General features: G+C 41.4%; 19 protein-coding genes, 5 tRNA genes and 1 riboswitch. Of the genes, 19 read left to right on the forward strand and 5 right to left on the reverse strand.

The annotated features are described in order from the left end of the window. Positions 1 to 23: 23 nt before the first annotated feature. The 5 genes from NDN60_RS01430 to NDN60_RS01450 all read left to right on the forward strand — a co-directional run bounded on the left by NDN60_RS01430 (position 24) and on the right by NDN60_RS01450 (position 450). Positions 24 to 96, forward strand: a tRNA-Asn gene (locus NDN60_RS01430). An 11-nt stretch (positions 97 to 107) separates the two neighbouring features. Next, positions 108 to 197 (forward strand) — tRNA-Ser (locus tag NDN60_RS01435). A gap of 17 nt (positions 198 to 214) precedes the next feature. Further along, a tRNA-Glu gene (locus tag NDN60_RS01440) sits at positions 215 to 286 on the forward strand. Between the two features lie 5 nt (positions 287 to 291). Further along, a tRNA-Val gene (locus tag NDN60_RS01445) sits at positions 292 to 364 on the forward strand. Between the two features lie 12 nt (positions 365 to 376). Further along, positions 377 to 450, forward strand: a tRNA-Asp gene (locus tag NDN60_RS01450). A gap of 114 nt (positions 451 to 564) precedes the next feature. Here the strand turns inward: NDN60_RS01450 and NDN60_RS01455 are convergent. Continuing rightward, a complete protein-coding gene (locus tag NDN60_RS01455; protein ID WP_076639184.1) occupies positions 565 to 1,275 on the reverse strand; it encodes a hypothetical protein in 711 nt (236 codons plus the stop codon). Between the two features lie 97 nt (positions 1,276 to 1,372). Then, positions 1,373 to 1,458: riboswitch (SMK box riboswitch) on the forward strand. Between NDN60_RS01455 and metK the strand changes: the two genes are divergently transcribed. Further along, a complete protein-coding gene (metK, locus tag NDN60_RS01460) occupies positions 1,456 to 2,655 on the forward strand; it encodes a methionine adenosyltransferase (RefSeq protein ID WP_099947257.1) in 1,200 nt (399 codons plus the stop codon). It overlaps the preceding riboswitch by 3 nt. 94 nt (positions 2,656 to 2,749) lie before the next feature. Then, a complete protein-coding gene (locus NDN60_RS01465) occupies positions 2,750 to 4,210 on the forward strand; it encodes an MDR family MFS transporter (RefSeq protein WP_056948873.1) in 1,461 nt (486 codons plus the stop codon). Between the two features lie 29 nt (positions 4,211 to 4,239). Here NDN60_RS01465 and NDN60_RS01470 read toward each other — a convergent pair whose 3' ends face one another. Continuing rightward, positions 4,240 to 5,265 carry a lactonase family protein gene (locus NDN60_RS01470; protein ID WP_056948871.1) on the reverse strand — a complete coding sequence of 342 codons (1,026 nt, stop codon included), beginning with the start codon at positions 5,263 to 5,265 and terminating at the stop codon, positions 4,240 to 4,242. Between the two features lie 148 nt (positions 5,266 to 5,413). Between NDN60_RS01470 and NDN60_RS01475 the strand changes: the two genes are divergently transcribed. Both NDN60_RS01475 and NDN60_RS01480 read left to right on the forward strand, forming a co-directional pair. Further along, complete coding sequence (locus NDN60_RS01475; protein ID WP_056948869.1) at positions 5,414 to 5,803, forward strand: PTS glucitol/sorbitol transporter subunit IIA; 390 nt, start codon at positions 5,414 to 5,416, stop codon at positions 5,801 to 5,803. Positions 5,804 to 5,818: 15 nt separating this feature from the next. After that, positions 5,819 to 6,958 (forward strand): AI-2E family transporter, encoded by a 1,140-nt coding sequence (locus NDN60_RS01480; protein WP_056948867.1) that lies wholly within the window; start codon positions 5,819 to 5,821, stop codon positions 6,956 to 6,958. A gap of 129 nt (positions 6,959 to 7,087) precedes the next feature. Here NDN60_RS01480 and NDN60_RS01485 read toward each other — a convergent pair whose 3' ends face one another. The 3 genes from NDN60_RS01485 to NDN60_RS01495 form a co-directional block, all read right to left on the reverse strand. Next, the gene (locus NDN60_RS01485) at positions 7,088 to 7,525 is read right to left on the reverse strand and encodes a GNAT family N-acetyltransferase (protein WP_011374184.1); all 438 of its coding nucleotides are present in this window, start codon (positions 7,523 to 7,525) and stop codon (positions 7,088 to 7,090) included. A gap of 161 nt (positions 7,526 to 7,686) precedes the next feature. Then, positions 7,687 to 8,664: a GMP reductase gene (locus tag NDN60_RS01490; protein ID WP_056948865.1), complete on the reverse strand. Its 978-nt coding sequence runs from the start codon at positions 8,662 to 8,664 to the stop codon at positions 7,687 to 7,689. 144 nt (positions 8,665 to 8,808) lie between these two features. After that, positions 8,809 to 9,762 carry a magnesium transporter CorA family protein gene (locus tag NDN60_RS01495; protein ID WP_056948863.1) on the reverse strand — a complete coding sequence of 318 codons (954 nt, stop codon included), beginning with the start codon at positions 9,760 to 9,762 and terminating at the stop codon, positions 8,809 to 8,811. An 88-nt stretch (positions 9,763 to 9,850) separates the two neighbouring features. Between NDN60_RS01495 and NDN60_RS01500 the strand changes: the two genes are divergently transcribed. The 10 genes from NDN60_RS01500 (at position 9,851) to recA (ending at position 20,736) form a co-directional block, all read left to right on the forward strand. Continuing rightward, on the forward strand, positions 9,851 to 10,687 hold the full coding sequence (locus NDN60_RS01500) for a methyltransferase domain-containing protein (protein WP_056948860.1): 837 nt from the start codon (positions 9,851 to 9,853) through the stop codon (positions 10,685 to 10,687). A gap of 252 nt (positions 10,688 to 10,939) precedes the next feature. Then, positions 10,940 to 11,449 carry a tRNA (uridine(34)/cytosine(34)/5-carboxymethylaminomethyluridine(34)-2'-O)-methyltransferase TrmL gene (gene trmL / locus NDN60_RS01505; protein WP_099947622.1) on the forward strand — a complete coding sequence of 170 codons (510 nt, stop codon included), beginning with the start codon at positions 10,940 to 10,942 and terminating at the stop codon, positions 11,447 to 11,449. A gap of 11 nt (positions 11,450 to 11,460) precedes the next feature. Beyond that, entirely contained in the window at positions 11,461 to 11,868 is a 408-nt protein-coding gene (locus NDN60_RS01510) for a DUF1149 family protein (protein ID WP_056948858.1), read from the forward strand. A gap of 138 nt (positions 11,869 to 12,006) precedes the next feature. Then, positions 12,007 to 14,376, forward strand: coding sequence for an FtsK/SpoIIIE family DNA translocase (locus NDN60_RS01515; RefSeq protein WP_056948857.1), 2,370 nt, complete (start codon positions 12,007 to 12,009; stop codon positions 14,374 to 14,376). A 197-nt stretch (positions 14,377 to 14,573) separates the two neighbouring features. Next, positions 14,574 to 15,845, forward strand: a complete 1,272-nt coding sequence (yfmF, locus tag NDN60_RS01520; RefSeq protein WP_056948855.1) for an EF-P 5-aminopentanol modification-associated protein YfmF — start codon at positions 14,574 to 14,576, stop codon at positions 15,843 to 15,845. Continuing rightward, positions 15,835 to 17,142 (forward strand): EF-P 5-aminopentanol modification-associated protein YfmH, encoded by a 1,308-nt coding sequence (gene yfmH, locus NDN60_RS01525; RefSeq protein ID WP_056948853.1) that lies wholly within the window; start codon positions 15,835 to 15,837, stop codon positions 17,140 to 17,142. The genes yfmF and yfmH overlap by 11 nt, the downstream gene beginning before the upstream one ends. Beyond that, the gene (gene ymfI / locus NDN60_RS01530) at positions 17,139 to 17,870 is read left to right on the forward strand and encodes an elongation factor P 5-aminopentanone reductase (RefSeq protein WP_056948851.1); all 732 of its coding nucleotides are present in this window, start codon (positions 17,139 to 17,141) and stop codon (positions 17,868 to 17,870) included. Before yfmH ends, ymfI begins: the two co-directional genes overlap by 4 nt. A gap of 81 nt (positions 17,871 to 17,951) precedes the next feature. Further along, positions 17,952 to 18,875 carry a helix-turn-helix domain-containing protein gene (locus NDN60_RS01535; protein WP_056948849.1) on the forward strand — a complete coding sequence of 308 codons (924 nt, stop codon included), beginning with the start codon at positions 17,952 to 17,954 and terminating at the stop codon, positions 18,873 to 18,875. Positions 18,876 to 18,900: 25 nt separating this feature from the next. Further along, entirely contained in the window at positions 18,901 to 19,485 is a 585-nt protein-coding gene (gene pgsA, locus NDN60_RS01540; protein ID WP_056948847.1) for a CDP-diacylglycerol--glycerol-3-phosphate 3-phosphatidyltransferase, read from the forward strand. A 183-nt stretch (positions 19,486 to 19,668) separates the two neighbouring features. Continuing rightward, positions 19,669 to 20,736 carry a recombinase RecA gene (gene recA, locus NDN60_RS01545; RefSeq protein WP_056948845.1) on the forward strand — a complete coding sequence of 356 codons (1,068 nt, stop codon included), beginning with the start codon at positions 19,669 to 19,671 and terminating at the stop codon, positions 20,734 to 20,736. The last annotated feature ends 84 nt before the right edge of the window (positions 20,737 to 20,820 follow it).

The following is a 20,820-nucleotide window of genomic DNA, read 5'->3' on the forward strand; positions in this document are numbered from 1 at the left end:
GATAGGACGTTGCCACGCTTGATTCCGGTTTAGCTCAGTTGGTAGAGCGCATGACTGTTAATCATGATGTCGTCAGTTCGAGCCTGACAACCGGAGTAAATCATTTTGGAGAGTTGTCCGAGCGGCCGAAGGAGCATGATTGGAAATCATGTAAATGGGTATGACCTGTTTCGAGGGTTCGAATCCCTCACTCTCCGTTATATAATGATAGTATGGCCCGTTGGTCAAGTGGTTAAGACACCGCCCTTTCACGGCGGTATCATGGGTTCAAATCCCGTACGGGTCATTTTTGGAGGTTTAGCTCAGTTGGGAGAGCGTCTGCCTTACAAGCAGAGGGTCACAGGTTCGAGCCCTGTAACCTCCATTTTTATTTTAAGGTCGCATGGTCTAGCTGGTTAGGACGCCTGCCTGTCACGCAGGAGATCACGGGTTCGAGTCCCGTTGTGACCGTCGAAGAGACGGTTAAAAGCATTGGTCGTTTATAACGATTGGTGCTTTTTTTGTGCGTTTAAAAAGATAAATTAGGCTATAAAAAAACAGCCAGTCTAGGCTGCTTTTAAGGACTTATAGGAACAAACCAGTAATGAAAATGAGGTAATAAAGTTCGTGTAGATAAGTATTATTTTTAATGAAGCCCAGTTGTGTCGCTAGTAATAGTAATTGAGCAATCATAAACGGCAATAATTGCCAGCCTACGATGATTTTAGTCGCGATGATCAAAAGAACGGTGATTAACCAGAGGCAGTCACCAACCACGGTGAGCATCTTATTAGTTGGAATCAGTTCAAAAAGGAAGATTAATCCTAAAAAAAGTCCAATCTTAACCAGCAATGCTTCGGGTAAAAAATGAAGCCCATTGAAAATCAATGTTGCCAGGAAGAAATAGGGCGCCAATAAGAATTGACAGACTAATCGCAGCCAATGATTGTTAAACTGTTTTGGAAAGATAAACGGCACAAGTACCAATAAACTGGTAATCGCTAGTAAAGTACCGGCCCAAACGAGCGAATGGCGACCAATAATTAGGCTAATAACCAGCGCAATTAGTAGGCCAATAGCGGCTAATGAGCGCTTTAACTTACTAGTTGTAGAAAGGACTAAGGGAATCGTTAATAATGCGCCTAAAAGCGCAGTTAGCATGAAGTATAAATCGAGATGCTTGGGAAAAGGGTGAATCGCTAATCCCACAATTAAGCCTAGGTTTAAGTAGTTAAATAAGATTAACCGAGCAGGCGGATTATTAGCAGGTAGTTTTTTTTGTCTAAGATAGAACATAGCAACACCTTTTTCATATAATATGACTTTCATCTTAACTTTTTTTGAAAAGAAGGTCAATGGCTTTTGAAATATGTCGTGATTTATGCTAAGGTAGTAGAGTTATAAGAAGTTCCCGATAGGATTCACATACCGTGAAGAGGCCTTGTAACCGACACATATATAGGGGGAAACATAGAAATGCAAGAAAGACATTTATTTACTTCGGAATCCGTTTGTGAAGGCCATCCAGATAAGATTGCGGATCAAATTAGTGATGCTATCTTAGATGCGATGTTAGCACAAGATCCACAAGCCCGTGTTGCTTGTGAGACAACTGTTACAACTGGATTAGTATTGGTCGTGGGTGAAATTTCAACGACGGCTTACGTTGATATCCAAAAGGTTGTCAGAGAAACAATCAAGAAGATTGGTTATCGTGATGGCCAATACGGTTTTGATGGCGACAACTGTGCGGTGATTGTAGCACTTGATGAACAATCACCAGATATTGCACAAGGGGTCGATGATTCACTTGAATCACGTGAGAAGGATGAAGATCCACTTGATAAGATTGGTGCAGGGGATCAGGGGTTAATGTTTGGCTTTGCTGTCGATCAAACACCTGAATTAATGCCATTACCAATCGCCTTATCACATCGCTTGATGCGTAAGGTCGCTGAACTACGTAAGAGTGGTCAGTTAGCCTATTTACGACCAGACGCAAAAGCACAAGTTACTGTTGAATATGATGAAAACGAACAACCAAAACGTGTTGATACCGTCGTCATTAGTACACAACACGATGAGGATGTTACTTTAGAAACCATTCAAAAGGATATGCTAGAACAAGTTATTAAAACGGTCATTCCAGCTGAATATTTGGATGATAAGACAAAATACTTCATTAATCCAACTGGTCGCTTCGTCATTGGTGGACCGCAAGGGGATTCCGGATTAACTGGCCGGAAGATTATTGTGGATACTTATGGTGGTTATGCCCGCCATGGTGGCGGTGCATTCTCTGGTAAGGATGCAACTAAGGTTGATCGTTCTGCTAGTTATGCAGCCCGTTATATTGCTAAGAATATTGTGGCGGCTGGCTTAGCCCGTAAATGTGAAGTGCAACTAGCCTACGCAATTGGGGTGGCCCAACCGGTATCTGTTTCAGTGAATACTTTTGAAACTGGCACAGTGAGTGAAGAAGCCATTCAAACTGCAATTCGTGAGAACTTTGACTTACGGCCTGCTGGGATTATTAAAATGTTAGATCTACAAAGACCTATTTATAAGCAGACAGCTGCTTATGGGCACTTTGGGCGTACAGATGTTGACCTTTCTTGGGAACGATTAGATAAAGTTGCTGCTTTAAAAGCAAGTATTGCTAAACTAAATCACTAAGAAGTCAATCGAGTAAAAGAGGCGGCCTTTCCTTAACTTATTTAAGCTAAGAAAGGTCTCTTTTTATGCTTAGAATTAAGAGGAGAACGGTGTAATGGAGAAGAGAAAAACAAATGTATTATTAGTGACAATTGCGTTGTTTGTCGCGACATTTATGACGGCAATTGAAGGGACAATCGTCTCAACGGCAATGCCAACGATTATTAGTAACTTACATGGGATGCGCTTGATGAATTGGGTATTCTCAATTTATTTATTAACGAATGCGATGATGACGCCGATTTATGGGAAGATGGCGGATCGGATTGGCCGCAAACCAATTTTTATTTTGGGGTTAGTGCTTTTCGTGATTGGTTCATCATTGTGTGGGTTATCCAACCATATGGAGACCTTAATCATTTCCCGGGCAATACAAGGGTTAGGTGCTGGGGCAATTATGCCGGTTTCTTTCACCATCATTGCTGATATTTATCCAATTGAAAAACGGGCCAAAGTCCTAGGCTTTAACGGTTCTGCGTGGGGGATTGCCTCAATTATTGCGCCACTTTTAGGTGGGTTTATCGTTGATAAATTAACGTGGCATTGGATTTTCTTCATCAATGTTCCCATCGGTTTAATTACGATTGGTTTAATTTGGTATTTCTTACAAGAAGAAAAACGGACAAGTGATCAACCAATTGATTATTGGGGGAGCTTCTGGTTAATGATGGCCCTCTTAGGCCTCTTGTATGGCTTCCAATTAATGGGTGAGACCCACTTATCATGGGGCTTATTAGTACCAGCGCTTGTGATTGCCGTTGTTGCTTTCATTTTATTTGTCCGCGTTGAAAAGAAAGCACAAGATCCCATTATTTCATTATCATTATTTAAAAACCGGACATTCGTTGTTCAAAATGCAGTGGCTGCTTTAGTGAGTGGCTTCTTGATTGGTTTTGAAGTTTACATGCCAATGTGGATGCAAGGTATTCTTGGTTTGAAGGCTTCAATGGGGGGCTTTGTGGTGACACCAAGTTCAATTATGTGGATCTTCGCTTCGTTGTGGGCCGGCCAGTTATTAGTGAAACATGCACCACAACGTATTTTAATGGGGAGTTTAGCTATTCTACTCGGTGGCAGTATTGTTTTATCACTCGTGCCACAAACAACACCGTTTTGGTTTTTCTTAATGGTCGCCGCTTGTTTAGGGATTGGCTTTGGGATGATCATTACAACGACTACTGTTACGTCACAGAGTGTTGCTGGTTCGGATAAAGTGGGGGTTGCAACTTCATTTAATACACTGAGCCGAACATTGGGGCAAACATTAATGGTGTCAGTCTACGGGATTATTTTAAACCGTCAATTGGCTAAGGGGATTAGTGGCGATTCACGGTTGAATCAAAACATGCTTAACGAATTAATTAATCCGGAAACAGCTGCTAAATTACCGCAAAACTTATTACCAGATTTACGGCATATTCTGTATAATGGCTTACATTATATCTACTTTGCTTCAATCGTCTTAATCTTAGTTGCAATGTGGATTAATTTATCAGATCGTCGTCAAAAGCAATAAAAAAAGATTGGCAGTTGGCCAATCTTTTTTTATCGGAATAGGACACAAACGCCTTCCGGGGTCTCTAAATCTTTTTGACAAGGGGTTAATAAACCAGTTTGGGCATCGCGATGATAAAGTGTGCCATTATCGCTATTTTGATTAACGGCAAAGAGAAATTGATCATTAGCAGAGAGGTTGAAGTCACGAGGAAACTCGCCATCTGTTGACATTTGTTGAATGGCTGTGAGTTGTTGCCCGTCGTCACTAATACGGTAGACCACAATTGAGTTATAGCCACGATTTGAGGCGTAGAGGAATTGGCCGTCTTGTGAAATACGGATCGCCGCACCACCATTAGCCTCATGCCAATCATCTGGCAACATTGAATAAGTTTCAACGGCTGTAAATTCACCAGTGCTTGAGTCGTAGTTAAGAACCGTCACTTCACTTGAAAGTTCACCTAAAAGATAAGCCACTTGGTGGTTGGGATGAAAAACAAGATGCCGAGTTCCAAAACCAGGTTCACTATGGTAAGTTGCGGTCTTAGTTAAGTCGCCATTGGCTGCGATTGTATAGGTTGTTAGTTCATCGGTGCCTAAATCACAGACAGCTAACCGATTATCTGGTGTGAGATCGGTATAATGAACGTGGGCGCTTGCTTGTTCTGGACGAGGGCCATGACCAGTGTGTTGGACCGTGTTGGCTAATACGAGGTGGCCATCATTTTGAATGGCATAAACCAGAATTTCGCCTTTATGGTAATTAGCAGCGTAGACCAATTGACGCGCCTCATCGACAGCCACGTATGCTGGTGGGGCACCAGCGGCTAAGACCGCGTTTAAATAAACCGGTGTGGCGCCAGAAATATCGTAAGCAGCAATGCCGCCTTGTTCGCCTTCTTTAACCACAGTATATAAAATTTGTTGTTTGGAAATAGCCAAATATGAGGCATTATCTAAAGTGATATAAGGTTTAATATCAGTGATTGTTGCGGTTTCAGGTGAGAGCGTACCACGATAAATGCCCTTACCAATTCGACGGGTATAACCCCCAATTAAAACTTCTTCAGTCATAAAATAGACTCCCTTCATCAAATACTATTTGAGTATAGCATATTCATGCGAAAACGGTTTAATTAATCGCCTAAAAGGCGTTTGAAAACGTTAAGTTTAAGTAGAATATGCTACAATGAGAGTATCTTAAATACGAGGAGATTCAGTGATGATAATGCAAGCAGAGATCGTGGCAATCGGGGCCCAAGCAATTGATGCCGCCGAACCACTGGTTATTTTATTCAACGAACAAGCAACACCAGCGATTAAGGCAGTCGCCCTCATTCAACGTTTTACGACGGCTAATCAATCTGAACGACTTACGATGACAACTCAGTCAATCGTTGTGATTGATGGCCGACCATATCAAGTCACTTATGTTGGGGCACTGGTTAATGAAAATCTCAATAATATTGGGCATGTCGCGTTGATCTTTGATTCAGCACCAGAGGAAGATCAACTGCAAAGTGGCCTTTATTTGACACCTAAAGATGCTAGTTTGCAAGGCAAACCTGATTTTAAAGTGGGGACGCTAATCCAGTATCAAGAAACTATGTAGGAAATAGGTGGGCATGTGGCTGAGCATAAACAAACGAAGGAACAATCTTGGTTTTTTAAGTGGTTTTTAAATCAAAAATTACCGGTCATCTTATTGAATGTTTTTCTAATCTTGCTGATTATCCTGTTGGCAACTAAATTAGCATGGCTATTAGAACCCATTCAGCAATTGATGTTGATTGTTGGGTTACCGATTATTATTGCGGCAGTTCTTTATTATTTAATTAACCCGCTAATTGATTGGTTGGAACACCGTTGGCAACTTAATCGTGTTTTATCGATTACTTTGATTTTTATCGTGATTGTGGCGTTATTGGCTTGGGGGGTGGCAACGATTATTCCCATTATTCAATCACAAACGACGAGTTTAATTAAGCAATGGCCATCGTATTGGGCGAATATTCAAAAGCAGACGATGAGTTGGTTTAATGATCCTAGTTTTAAGTCCTTACAAAAACAATTAGATGATATCAATACGGATATGTTAAGTAACGTCTCTGGTAAAGTGAATAAGATGTTAACATCAACTGTGACCCATATCGGGACAGCCGTCGGTGTCGTGACAAACATTGTAATCGCAATTGTGACGATGCCGTTTATTCTCTTTTTTATGCTAAAAGACGGTCATCGGTTGAAAGGCTACCTTGTTAAATTCTTCCCCGTCCGAATTCGGGAAACTACCAGTCAGGTTTTAGAAGAAATTAATGGTCAAGTCAGTCAATATATTCGGGGTCAATTGACCGTTGCTTTTTGGGTAGCAGTGATGTTTACAGTTGGTTATTGGATTGTTGGGATGAAATACGGGCTAACGCTAGGGATTATGGCAGGGCTATTGAACTTGATTCCATATTTGGGATCATTTCTAGCATTGGTGCCATCGGTCGTCATTGCAGCTTTTATCTCACCGATTTTACTGATCAAGGTCTTGTTGGTGTTTGCTGTTGAGCAAACACTGGAAGGACGAGTAGTCTCGCCGTTGGTGCTTGGCAGCAAGATGTCGATGTATCCAGTCACGACGATTATTGTCTTATTGGCCTCCGGTAAGTTATTCGGATTGGTTGGTGTCATTGTCGGGATTCCAGTTTACGCAATTATTAAAATCCTGGTGACACACTTATTTGAATGGTTTAAAAAGGTATCAGGCTTATACGAATAAAAAAGTGCGCGAGAAAGCATATTAATGGTAATTAAAAAGGCGTGGACAAATTAATTTTTGTCCACGCCTTTTTGAAACTGGCTTCTGTGCTAAGGATCAAAGCCAACTTGTTTCAAACGCATGCTCTTTTTAATGATTGATTGTTAGTTTCATATAGTGATGCGGGATGTTAGCTTCCATTTCACCTTCGCTAATCACTTCAAAGCCTAGTTTCTCATAGAAACCAATGGCGTGATCTTGTGCAAATAAGATGATGTAGGGCGTTTTTGTGCGCTTGGCATCTTCGATAATGGCTTCGATTAGTTTAAATCCAAGGCCCTGACCTCTAAATGACTTAATTGTGGCGACACGTTGAATTCTAAAACCGCCATCTTTTAGTACATGGACACGTGCGGTTACGGCTGGGTCTTGCTCAATGTAACCGACGTAGTGAACAGTATGATCTTCATGTGCATCTATTTCTTGTGTTTCCGGCATATTTTGTTCTCGAACAAACACCGTTCTTCTAATGTAAGTTGCATCACGAAAGATAACACTGTTATCACCAAGTGTATGTTTAATATCCATTTGTTTCACACCCTTTTCTGCTCAATGTCGACGCTGTGAAAGCGACAAAGGTCATTATACAGTTGTTCAGGGGCTGATTCAATAGATAAGCGTAAAGTTTTTAGGTACCTAACTAAAAAAGAACCACTCTAAAAGGAGTGGTTCTTTTTTTGATAATTGGTCTACAACATATCACCATTAAAAATAGAATGCCGGACAAGTACGTAATCTACTTTGCGTAGCGCTGATAAGCGCTTGCCACCAGCATAAGAAATTGAAGATTGTAAATCTTGACGCATCTCGGTCAAGGTATCACTAATGGCGACTTTATAAGGGACTAAAATCCGTTTGCCTTCAACATTTTGGTGCGTGCCTTTTTGAAATTCAGAAGCTGAACCAAAATATTCCTTAAATTGTTGGCCGTCTTCTTCGACGAGTTCACCAGGAGATTCAGTATGACCAGCAAAGAGAGAACCAATCATGACCATGTTAGCGCCAAAGCGAATTGATTTAGCAATATCACCGTTAGTACGAATACCACCATCAGCAATGATTGGTTTAGTTGCCGCTTTGGCACACCAGCGAAGGGCCCCAAGTTGCCAACCGCCAGTCCCGAAACCAGTTTTGATTTTAGTGATGCAGACTTTACCAGGACCAATGCCGACTTTGGTTGCATCAGCGCCGGCGCGTTCTAAGTCTCGAACCGCTTCAGGGGTGCCGACGTTACCGGCGATTACGAAACTTTTAGGTAAAACTTTTTTGATGTGTTGAATCATATCAATCACGACTTGTGAATGACCGTGAGCGATATCGATTGTAATGTATTCTGGGATGAGGTTATCTTGTGCGAGTTGATTGATGAAGTCAAATTCATCGTCTTTAACGCCAACACTAATGGAAGCGAATAGGTTGCGTTCGTGCATCTTCTTGATGAAGGCAGGGCGTTTTTCCGGTTGAAAACGATGCATGACATAAAAGTAGTGATTTTCGGCAAGCCAAATGGCCAGCGGTTCATCAATAATGGTTTGCATATTAGCAGGGACCACCGGGATTTTAAAAGTCTCTGAACCAAAGCGAACAGTGGTATCAATTTCACTCCGACTTTTGACGATACATTTATTGGGAATAAGTTGAACATCTTCGTAATCAAATACGTCCATGAATAATTCTCCTTAAATACGAACATTTATTTTTATGTACGCCTATTAATTCGTACATAACGTATTCTAACGAGTTGATAATGGAAAGTCAATCAAAAAACACCGAACAATCCCGATAATGGGTTGTTCGGTGTTTGAAAGGATTTAGAAATAGCGTTTCCGCCAGAAACGAAAGCCTAAAAGGGCTGCAATGACTAAGGAAATTGCAATGGTGACGATCCAACTGATTTTGAAATTGGCCAGTGGTAAGGCCACGTTCATCCCGTAAAAACTAAAAACTAATCCAGGGATGGTCAGCATAATCGAATAAGATGCCAAAAACTTCATGACGTTATTCATGTTATTATTAATAATTGACGAATACGTATCAGCGGTTTCATTGATAATCGAATTGGAAATCTCGGCCATTTCAATTGCTTGTTGATTTTCAATTTGAATATCGTCTAATAAATCAAGCTCAGATTCGTTGAGCATCAACATATTAGAGCGCACCAGACTAGCTAATACCATCTTATCGGTTTTTAACGACATCATGAAATAAACTAACCCGCGTTGAATGCCCATTAAATCATAGAGCTCTTCGTTACGTAGTGACTTTTGTAATCGGGTTTCAATACGTTCGCGGGAACGGTTGATATCCCGCAGATATTGAAGGTATATTGTGGAAATTCGATAGAGAATTTGAAGGACACTCCGGCGTTGTTCCTGTGGATTAAAGTTTTTGATTTGATTATCAATGAAACTCTGTAAGAAATCAACTGGCGTTTTATTGATGGTTAAGATGACAGAATCTGTTACAATAATTCCTAGAGGACTTGTTTTGTAGTGGAACTTATCGGCTTGCCGTTCATCTTTTTCAAGAATCGGCATGTTAAAAATGATTAACGTCGCATTATAATCTGGGTCGTGTTCAGCACGCGCACTTTCGTCGGCATCTAAACTATAATAGATGAAATCGGAAGGGACGTGCAGTTTTTTAGTCAGTAAATCAATTTCTGCTTGCGTGGGATCGGTAATGTTAATCCAACTATTGGGTTGGATTTTGGCATGCTTGGTTAGCTTCTTTTTAGCTTCATCGAAGCGGTAAGTATCGAGCATGAGTTCACTTCCTTCGTTGGTCACTTGATATGACTAAGTTTACTTGATATTTTTAGAATGTAAAGGATTGAAATAAGGAGAATTTGAATTGAAAAAAATTGATTTAGCGCAACAATTCTTGCAAGCCAACTTAAGTGCCTTGCAGTGTCCAATTTGCCAAGAGGCATTTGCTACTATTAGTGATCATCAATTGGTCTGTGAAGTCGGGCATAGTTTTGACCTGGCTAAAAATGGGACATTGTATTTTTTACCTAAACAAATGAAGTCTGAATATACAAAAGAAATGTTAAGTCATCGCCGGGCCTTTTTACAAGCTGGTTTCTTTAAACCGTTCCTAGATGAAATTGCTAAGCAATTGACGGCTAATAGTCGGATTCTCGATGTCGGTTGTGGGGAAGGGACACCGGTTTACCAGCTCGCGCAACAAGTGCCAGTCCAATACATCGGGTTTGATATTTCTAAACCAGCGATCCAACTGGCCAGTGATTACAATCAAGAAGGTTGGTTTTGTGTCGCTGATTTAGCGCGGATGCCGTTTGCTGATCAGAGTTTGGATACGGTCTTGAATATCTTTTCGCCATCGCAATACCAAGAATTCAAGCGAGTGCTCAAACCTGACGGGCAGTTGATTAAGGTGATTCCTAATGCTGGTTACTTACACGAGCTACGAGAATTATTATATCAGGGTCAAGAAAAGGAAAGCTACGATCATGGTCCAGTGTTGGCTTTGTTTGAGCAGCATTTCCCTGGGTACCAAGAAATTCAAGTCCAACAAAAATTGACTTTAACGCCCGCAACCTTGGCAGATTTAGTTGAGATGACACCGCTAACCTGGACGGCTACAGAGGAACAACTACAAGCGATTACGTTGGACGCGTTACCAGAGATATCATTGGATGTCACGGTTTTGGTGGGAAAACAATGAGAAATTAAAGTAATTTTAAAAAATCTGATTGCAAATCAGAAATAAGGGCGTTATAATAACCACAAGGAATTTTTTCCCTAACTTTTATCAGAATTCTTTTTGATAAAAGCTAGTGATGAAATGACACTAACGTAGTTTCTCGCCGTGAATAACCGAGGGACTACGTTTTTTTATATGTAAAGCACCAGTAGAGCTTTACCATTAAATCGTGTATAATTAAGCTGCTGAATCTTTATTGAAGGAAGTTAGATTGTGACTAATCATATTGTTTTATACGAACCACTTATTCCAGCTAATACTGGTAACATTGCTCGGACATGTGCCGGGACGGATACTGTTTTAGATTTAATCGAACCATTGGGCTTTGAAACTGACGACAAACATTTAAAACGGGCGGGTCTAGATTATTGGGACCAAGTGAAGATTAATTACCACAAGAACTTGGACGCCTTTTTAGAAACGGTTCCAGATCGTAAACATCTCTATTTGATCACGAAGTTTGCCAAGCAAGCTTATTCTGATCAAGATGTGACGGATACAAGCGTCGATCATTACTTTATGTTTGGTAAGGAAACAACCGGCCTTCCAGAAACGTTTATGCGTGAAAATGAAGATCAGTGTCTCCGCATTCCAATATCAGATCACATTCGGGCTTTGAATTTATCCAACTGTGCAGCATTGGTCATTTTTGAAGCATTACGGCAACAAGATTTTCCAGGATTAGAAAAGAGTCATTTGTACGATCACGATAAATTAAAATAGGAGTGTTTCTAATGCAAACTAAAAAAGATCCCATTAGCGTTGATGCTTTTCATTTTGACCGTGTGTCACCGGACGCCGAACCACAACAAAATATCCAAGTCAGCTTAGTGAAAATTGATGCTGACGATGAATATTTACAAGAAGCTGATTTAAAAGCCGGTAACATCTATCAAATCGTTACACCATTCCAAGTTATTCCGCAAGGAAGTGGCTTTGCCGTTTCTGGTCAAATTTCACGGGTTGTTCAGTTGTTAGATTTCTTTGGCACACCAGATGAAATCGAACAAAAAGAAATGATGAAATTATCACGCCCATTAATCGAATACATTGAAACCTTGACATATCAAGTAACAGCGGTTGCTTTAAACGAAGGGATTCAACTTCAATTTACAGCGCATGAAACACCAGAAGAAGCATAATGATTAAATAAGAGAAGCTAAGGGGAACTTCGGTTGACCCAGGCTTCTTTTTTTGTTTGAATAAAGCCTAAAAGATGGGTTAACCTGAACAGAAGTTCGTGTATAATAAGGATTAGATATGTAAGGTAAGGAGATTTTATGGCAACTCAAACGAAGAAGCGTCAGAAAAAAACGACGACTAAGAAGAAAAAAACACAACAGCCGGATTACACGGTTAATTTTGTCGGCTTTTTGTTTATTTTAATTAGTCTTTTCTCTGGGCTGAAATTAGGCTTTATCGGCGCACTATTTGCGAATGTTTTCCGCTTATTCGTTGGTGATACATTCGTCCTGGGCGCAATCCTATTTGCAATGCTCGGTATTTACCTCTTAATTTATGGCAAACAACCACCATTGTGGCAACAAAAAACGGCGGGTTTTAGTTTAGCCTACATCGGTATTTTAATCTGGCTATCGGCTTTCATCTTGCACCAACAAGCGATTAATAACCATTTTATCGCAGCAACTTGGCGCTTATTATTTGAAGATTTCCAAAAGATGGCAGTCACGACGGAGGTCGGCGGGGGCCTGATTGGGGCTGTAATTTATAGTGGTTCGCATTTTCTATTTGCACAGATGGGGACTTATATCATTGCTGTGTTAGTGACAATTATGGGGCTCTTTATTTTTATGGACATTCCTTTTAGTGTGGTTGTTAAAAGCAGTCAACGCTTTGTCCACGGCATATTTCAAGTCGGGCGCTACACTAAATCAGGTTTGGTGAAGGCCACTGAAAAGGGCCGCGATCAAGTCAGCGCGCTTAAAGAACAGATGCAAAATGCGTTGTCTGCAGTTGATGAAAAAACACCACCAACCAAACCCGCTAAAAAGGCGGTCCCAGAACCGACCGGCGAGCCTGAGAAAACAGGGGTTGTGGTCAACGAACCAGCAACCTTTAAGATTAACGGGCCTAAGGATTTACCAAAACCAATTGCAACGCACCAAACAACTAATGCGCCAGCAGCGGCTGAAGAAGCACCGGCAGAACAAGTGCCAGATGTTGCTGAATTAACGCATGCTGTAGCAATTGATGAAGATTATGAAATGCCAACGCCTGAATTATTGACGCAGATTCCGCCATCTGATCAGAGTGCGGAATACGAAGCGATTGAAAAAAATCAACAGGTCTTGAAACAAACCTTCGATTCGTTTGGCGTGGATGTCACGGTTAAGAGTGCTAGTTTGGGCCCGGCCGTTACGAAGTATGAAATCCAACCGGCTGTTGGTGTTAAGGTGTCGAAGATTGTTAATTTGGCCGATGATTTAGCGTTAGCACTGGCCGCCAAAGACATTCGGATTGAAGCACCGATTCCAGGCAAACCATACGTCGGGATTGAAGTCCCTAATACAACTGTCTCAACAGTTTCCTTCAGAGAGATGATCGAACAAGAGCCACCACATCCAGGCAAACCGTTGGCAGTGCCATTAGGGAAAGATATTTCTGGTAAGGTAATTATGTCAGATTTGGTCAAGATGCCGCATCTTTTGATTGCCGGTTCAACCGGTAGTGGGAAATCAGTGGCGATTAACGGGATTATCACTAGTATTTTGATGAGCGCACAACCCCATGAAGTTAAGTTGATGTTGATTGATCCGAAGATGGTTGAATTAAACGTCTATAATGGGATTCCCCATCTCTTGATTCCGGTGGTGACCAACGCTAAGAAAGCGGCCAACGCGTTGAATAAAGTCGTTAAAGAAATGGAACGACGCTATCAACTTTTTGCGGATACTGGTCAGCGGAACATGACCGAATATAATCAGTATATTCAAGGTCATAATGAAGATGGCGAAATCAAAGGTGCGGCCTTACCATATATTGTCGTGATCGTTGATGAATTATCTGATTTGATGATGGTTGCTAGTAATGAAGTTGAAAGTGCGATTATCCGGTTAGCACAAATGGCCCGGGCAGCTGGGATTCACATGATTGTTGCGACACAACGACCATCTGTTGATGTTATTACCGGGTTGATTAAGGCTAATATTCCGTCACGAATTGCTTTTGCAGTTTCTAGTGGGATTGACTCACGAACCATCTTGGATGGCAGTGGGGCTGAAAAACTACTTGGTCGTGGGGACATGTTGTACCTACCAATCGGGGTGAGTAAACCACTGCGAGTTCAAGGTGCTTTTATCTCGAGTCAAGATGTGGAAAGCATCGTTTCCTTTATCAAAGCGCAAAAGACGGCTGAATACGATGAAGAGATGATTCCAACGGCCGCCGACGAGCACCAAGAAACGGCGGATCCCGAAGATGAATATTATCAAGAAGCCGTTGAATTAGTGATTAAGCAACAAACAGCGAGTGTCTCGATGGTCCAACGCCGCTTTAGAGTCGGTTATAATCGGGCAGCTCGTTTGATTGATGAAATGGAAAGTCGCGGGATTATCGGGCCTTCTGAAGGCAGCAAACCGCGCAAGGTCCTTTTGCAAGAGGTTCCAAGCGAACAACCACCAACTGAATAATGAACAAAAAACGGTATTAGAATCAGTAGCAGGATTCTAATACCGTTTTTTCAAAGAAAAACCAGAGTTGTTAAAACGGTGGCGCTTTTGAGTTTAACCCACTTTTTTGGTATGATAGTGTCTGTTACATTATTCTTAAAAAGACTTAAGTTGAAAGCAAGCCATTTTAACTGTTAAAACAGTGAGGAGCAGCAAGTATGAATCAAAAAGTAATGGATGGCGTTTATTTAAATATCTTACAAACACAACAATTCAAAACAATTCGCTTTTCTGTGCAATTAGTGGCACCAGCGACTAAAGAAACCCTGACAAAACGGTCATTACTAGCCAGTGTCTTATCTGCTAGTAGTCAAGCTTATCGTGATCAGGTTGCAATTGCCAATCAACTCCAAGCAATGTATGGGGCTGGCTTCAATATGAATGCATACCGGCAAGGACAATTAGCGATTTTTAGTATTTCAATGCGGATTGTCAGCCCTCAATATTTACGCGATACAATCGACTTACAACAACAAGCAATTGCCTTTATTGGCGAACTACTTTTAAAACCAGATGTCATTGATCAAGCCTTTAACGCGGTTACTTTTGATCGGGAAAAAGAAAACTTGCAACGCTACATTGACAGTGTTGCTGATGACAAACAAACTTATGCTGCACTTAAATTACGGGAACTTTACTTTACGGACCAAACGCAACAAACCCCTAATTATGGGGATGCTGACGTCTTAAAGACGATTACGGCGACTGATTTATATGCTTATTATCAACAGATGATTGCAAATGATCGGATTCAAATGACGGTTGTGGGTAATGTAGATGAGGAAAAACTAGCGCTTGATTTAGCGCAACTATCACTAGCACCACGGATTGTAACGCTACCGGGTATTTTTTATCAACAAGCCGCTAGTGATGCGGTCCGTGAATTGACGGAAGAACAGACGGTTCAACAAGGGAAGTTGAACATGGCTTATCAACTATCGGCTTATTTTTACCAAAAAGATTATTACGCGGCCTTAGTGATGAACGCATTATTCGGTGGGACACCGCTATCGTTACTCTTTACAAATGTCCGTGAAAAGGCGAGTTTGGCCTATTATGCGTCTAGCAATATCGATGCGTTCCGAGGGGCTGTCATGGTTCAAACCGGAATTGAAAGCCATCAAAAAGAACGGGTACTAGCCATTATCGAAGCGCAACGGCAAAGTATTATCGCGGGCGATTTTACGCAAGCTATGTTTGAACAAACCAAATTAGCTTTAATCAATCAATTTAAATCCAGTCTTGATAGCCCTGGTTATTTGGGCCAACAGCAATTTAATCAAATCTTTGTCCCTGAAACGGAATTAGACGCGGATCGATTTACGACCGCCATTTTGGCCGTTTCTAAACAAGCAGTCCAAGAACAAGCCGCTAAGATGCAGCTCCAAGCAATCTACTTCTTGAAAGGGGTCGACACAAATGAAGCTTAGACAAAATCCCCGCTTAGGTGAAACGCTCTATGAAGACACCCTCGAAAATGGGCTAACGGTCAAACTCTATCCTAAGAGTGGTTATCATAAGACCTATGCTATTTTAACGACTGACTACGGTGCAATTGATACGACTTTTGTACCTGCAGGCCAAACGGACTATGTGACGGTTCCTGATGGAATCGCGCATTTCTTAGAACATAAGCTATTTGAAAAGGCGGATTATGATGCCTTTGAAAAATTTGGGCAATTTGGTGCCAGTTCAAATGCTTTCACGAGTTTCACGCGAACAAGCTACCTCTTTTCAACAACCAGTCATTTGAAGGAAAACTTGGATATTTTGCTTGATTTTGTACAGGAACCCTATTTTACGGCTGCCACAGTCGATAAAGAAAAAGGCATTATTGGGCAAGAAATTCAGATGTACAACGATGAACCAGATTGGCGTTTATTTTATACGGTGCTGGGCAACCTTTATCCACAACACCCAGTTCGAACGGATATTGCCGGTACTATCGAAAGTATTGCACAAATTACGCCTGAAGAATTGTACCAAGCGCATCAAACTTTCTATCAACCCAGCAATATGAATTTATTCATCGTGGGTCAGATTAATGATCCTGAAGAAGTATTGTCGTGGGTCAGCGCTAATCAAGACGCTAAAGATTTTGCACAACCAAGCGACATTAATCGCTCATTACCGGAAGAAGAAGCTGATGGTAGTGACATTATTCCGTACCGCTCTTTAGAAATGCCGGTGACTCGCAGTAAGAGCATGGTCGGTATCAAAGGACTAACTGATTTTGGGACTGGTCAAGAAGCACTAGAAATGAAAATTAAGATGAACCTGTTATTAGAATTACTTTTTGGCGATTCATCAACGCAAGTTCAAAAATTATATGAACAAGGGATTTTAGATGATAGTTTTGGCTATGAATACGCTATTCAACGCTCATTTAACTTCATTACCCTTGGTGGTGACACTGATGATGCACAGGGCTTATCGGATGCGTTGATCAATATTTTGGAACACTATCAGGAGAGTCCTGATTTTTCAGAAGCCAATTTAGCCTTGGTCAAAAGAGCGGCAATTGGCGAATACTTACAAGCTTTTAATTCCTTAGAAGCAATCGCCAATCAATACAGCGATGCCTTTTTCGACGAAGTGAGTCCGTTTGATGTGCTAGGGTTGATTGAACAGGTAACGTTAGCAGAATTGGCACAAGTTGCGGCCGAATTCTTCAAAATTGAAATTATGACAGTTTGCCATATCTTACCAGAGGTGACGCAAAAATGAGACGCTCAGCTTTAATTATCGGCGCCTCAGGTGGTATCGGGGCTACCATTGCCCAACGCTTAGCAGCGGACGGTTGGTCGCTTTATTTGCACTATAACCAAAATCAAGAACGTATTCAAAAACTACAACAGCAGCTTAATCAGCAGTATGCGCGCCAAGACTTTTTTGCACTTCAGTTGGATTTAACGATGGGTACCGCTGCGGTTGACCAGTTGAAAAGTCAGTTGTTTCAAGTAGATGCGGTTATTTTTGCCGCTGGCATGACGACTTATGGCTTATTGCCAGCGGTCTCTGCCGAGCAAATTGATGCGTTGTGGCAAGTGCACGTGAAGACCCCGATGTTAATTTTACAAGCTTTGCAGTCGAAATTAGCCCAGAGCGATTTGGGCCGAATTGTTTTTATTGGCTCCATTTATGGTGGTCGTGGCAGTGCAATGGAAGTCCCTTACAGTACGGTCAAGGGTGCCCAGTCAGCCTTTGCGAATGCTTACGCGCAAGAGGTTGGCTCATTAGGCATCACGGTCAACGTGATTGCCCCTGGTGCGGTAGCCACGAAAATGAACCAACAGTTTACAGCAGACGAACAAGCGGCGATTGCCGCTGAGATTCCAACTGGTCGTTTTGCGACGCCAGCACAGATTGCTTATTGGGTCCAGACTTTGTTAGCACCAGAAGCCAATTATTTAACGGGACAGACAATTTATGTTGACGGCGGTTGGCTAAAATAAAGAAATCTTAATACAATATCATTGTGGCAATATGCTATAATGACGAGTAATGATAATGGGATAATAGTGGGTGGAATTCAAATGAATGAAATTGGTCAAAAATTACGTGAAGCACGTATTGAAAAAGGTTATACATTAGATGATTTACAACAAATTACGAAAATTCAAAAGCGTTATTTAAGTTCAATTGAAGAGGGCGATTTTGATGCACTCCCAGGGACTTTTTATGTGCGGGCGTTTATTAAGCAATATGCACAAACGGTGGGCGTTGATAGTGAGGCGCTATTAGCTGAATATCAAGATAAATTGCCCAACGCAAAACCAGAAGAATATGTTGAAAAGTCAGTTGAAAATCAAACCCGTTTAACACGCGAAACAACCGACTCTAAATGGGCAAAATGGCGGGGCTTAGCACCACAAATCGCCGTTGTTGCGGTTGTGATTGTGATTGTTGGAATTGTCTACGGGATTACGCTCAGTAACCGAGGCAAAAACCGGGAAACATTAACTGAAACTAGTTCATCGGTAACCGTTTCAGGTGACCAATCAACAGCTAAGAAAGCAAGTTCAGACGATAATCAACAAAAAGCCCAAGAAAGTAAGGCCAAAGAAGCGTCTAAAGCAAGTGAACAATCTAAAAAAGAAGCTGACAAAAAGGCAAAAGAAACTAAGTTATCAGCTTCAATGACAAGTATGAGTGGTTCACAACAAGCCTTCACGATTAAAAACTTGCCTAACAAAGCTAATACGTTGACGTTCTCAGCTGAAAACGCAACGGCTTGGGTGGGGTTAATTGTTAATGGTTCAACCATTTGGCAAGGTTCTGTTACACCAGGAACTGAGCAAACAACGCAATTACCAGCTGGCGTAACCCAATTCTCAGTTAAAACGGGGAACGGTCCTGCAACGAAGATGAAGATTAACGACACAGCTGTTAATTTAAATCCTAATAATGAAACAGTTCAGGTCCGAACAGTAAACTTTACAGCAACACTTGCAAAATAATAAAGAGATGTGAGAGGTCTATCCGATGAATTTACCAAATAAATTGACGATGTTTAGAATTATTTTAATTCCTATTTTTACAATCCTATTAGCGTTTGACGTACCGGCTGGTGACGTAATTGTTGCTGGGACGGCCATTCCGGTCAGTGAATTGATCGCCACAATTATCTTTATTGTTGCATCATTGACGGATTTGTTGGATGGGAAAATTGCACGTTCACAACATTTGGTGACTAACTTTGGCAAGTTTGCTGATCCACTAGCGGACAAGTTATTGGTAATGACAGCCTTCATCTTCCTTGTTGAATTAGGTGCTGCGCCCGCTTGGGTAGTTGCCATCATTATTTGGCGTGAATTAGCAGTGACCGGTCTTCGATTGCTCTTGAGCCAAGGTGGCGAGGTCATGGCCGCTGCCATGCCTGGTAAGATTAAAACCACAACTCAGATGTTGGCAATCATCTTATTATTCTTGCATAACGTCTTCTTTGCTAATATTGGCTTACCAATGGCTGATATCATGTTATATGTTTGTCTATTCTTCACAATTTACTCAGGGACCGAATATTTCATTAAAAACCGGGGTATCTTTCAAGATTCATTTTCTAAATAATCACCAAAACTGGCCCGCTAAAGCAGGCCAGTTTTTTTATTGGTAAAATCCCGGCGAATTACGTATTATATAATGACCGAACAAAAATTAAGAACGTTTGTTCGATTTTAACTTGCTTTTATTTAACGAAATCTGTAAACTAAGAGAGTAATGAAATGTACTCTTTTAAGGAGGGTCACTTAATTGGCTAAAGATGAAAGACAAGCAGCACTTGATGCTGCCCTAAAGAAGATTGAAAAGAATTTTGGTAAAGGTTCAATTATGCGCATGGGTGAAAAGGTTGATACACAAGTCTCAACAGTTTCATCTGGCTCATTGGCATTGGACGAAGCGCTCGGAGTAGGTGGCTATCCTCGTGGCCGGATCGTTGAAATTTACGGCCCTGAAAGTTCAGGTAAAACAACTGTTGCATTACACGCTGTTGCCGAAGTGCAAAAGCAAGGTGGCACGGCTGCTTATATCGATGCTGAAAATGCGATGGATCCTAAGTACGCAACAGCACTTGGTGTTAATATCGATGACTTACTCTTGTCACAACCTGATACTGGGGAACAAGGCTTAGAAATCGCTGATGCCTTGGTATCAAGTGGGGCCGTTGATATTTTAGTAGTCGATTCAGTTGCTGCTTTGGTACCACGTGCTGAAATCGAAGGTGAAATGGGTGACGCCCACGTTGGCTTACAAGCCCGTTTGATGTCACAAGCCTTACGTAAATTATCAGGAACAATTAATAAGACGAAGACGATTGCGTTATTCATTAACCAAATCCGTGAAAAAGTCGGCGTGATGTTTGGTAATCCCGAAGTCACACCAGGTGGGCGTGCTTTGAAATTCTATTCAACTGTTCGGCTTGAAGTCCGGCGTGCTGAAACCATCAAGAATGGGACCGACATGATTGGGAACCGCGCCCGCATTAAAGTTGTTAAGAATAAGGTAGCACCACCATTTAAGGTCGCTGAAGTTGATATCATGTACGGTCAAGGGATTTCCAGGACCGGTGAATTGGTTGATATGGCGGTTGAAAAAGACATTATCAATAAGAGTGGTTCTTGGTACTCTTATGGCTCAGAACGAATTGGTCAAGGGCGTGAAAATGCTAAAAACTATTTGGCTGATCATGAAGATGTCGAAGATGAAGTTCGTTTGAAGGTTAGAGCAGCTTATGGTATTTCAGATGTACCAGAAGAAGGTCTTCCCACAAATGAGGATGAACAAATAAATATTTTGCCAGATGATTCAACAGAAGAATAAAGCATGACCAACAAGAGCCAGGCCAAAACTTAGTTTTGTACTGGCTCTTGTTTTAGGTATAACCGAATGATTAAGGTTAAGGAT

Origin of the sequence: Latilactobacillus sp. (assembly GCF_033176295.1) — a bacterium.
GTDB lineage: Bacteria > Bacillota > Bacilli > Lactobacillales > Lactobacillaceae > Latilactobacillus > Latilactobacillus sakei.

Bases quoted from the DNA above. Each gene is read 5' to 3' on its own strand.
- NDN60_RS01455 (WP_076639184.1), bottom strand. From the start codon at position 1,275: ATGTTCTATCTTAGACAAAAAAAACTACCTGCTAATAATCCGCCTGCT.
- metK (WP_099947257.1), top strand. From the start codon at position 1,456: ATGCAAGAAAGACATTTATTTACTTCGGAATCCGTTTGTGAAGGCCAT.
- NDN60_RS01465 (WP_056948873.1), top strand. From the start codon at position 2,750: ATGGAGAAGAGAAAAACAAATGTATTATTAGTGACAATTGCGTTGTTT.
- NDN60_RS01470 (WP_056948871.1), bottom strand. From the start codon at position 5,265: ATGACTGAAGAAGTTTTAATTGGGGGTTATACCCGTCGAATTGGTAAG.
- NDN60_RS01475 (WP_056948869.1), top strand. From the start codon at position 5,414: ATGATAATGCAAGCAGAGATCGTGGCAATCGGGGCCCAAGCAATTGAT.
- NDN60_RS01485 (WP_011374184.1), bottom strand. From the start codon at position 7,525: ATGGATATTAAACATACACTTGGTGATAACAGTGTTATCTTTCGTGAT.
- NDN60_RS01490 (WP_056948865.1), bottom strand. From the start codon at position 8,664: ATGGACGTATTTGATTACGAAGATGTTCAACTTATTCCCAATAAATGT.
- NDN60_RS01495 (WP_056948863.1), bottom strand. From the start codon at position 9,762: ATGCTCGATACTTACCGCTTCGATGAAGCTAAAAAGAAGCTAACCAAG.
- NDN60_RS01510 (WP_056948858.1), top strand. From the start codon at position 11,461: ATGCAAACTAAAAAAGATCCCATTAGCGTTGATGCTTTTCATTTTGAC.
- NDN60_RS01515 (WP_056948857.1), top strand. From the start codon at position 12,007: ATGGCAACTCAAACGAAGAAGCGTCAGAAAAAAACGACGACTAAGAAG.
- yfmF (WP_056948855.1), top strand. From the start codon at position 14,574: ATGAATCAAAAAGTAATGGATGGCGTTTATTTAAATATCTTACAAACA.
- yfmH (WP_056948853.1), top strand. From the start codon at position 15,835: ATGAAGCTTAGACAAAATCCCCGCTTAGGTGAAACGCTCTATGAAGAC.
- ymfI (WP_056948851.1), top strand. From the start codon at position 17,139: ATGAGACGCTCAGCTTTAATTATCGGCGCCTCAGGTGGTATCGGGGCT.
- NDN60_RS01535 (WP_056948849.1), top strand. From the start codon at position 17,952: ATGAATGAAATTGGTCAAAAATTACGTGAAGCACGTATTGAAAAAGGT.
- pgsA (WP_056948847.1), top strand. From the start codon at position 18,901: ATGAATTTACCAAATAAATTGACGATGTTTAGAATTATTTTAATTCCT.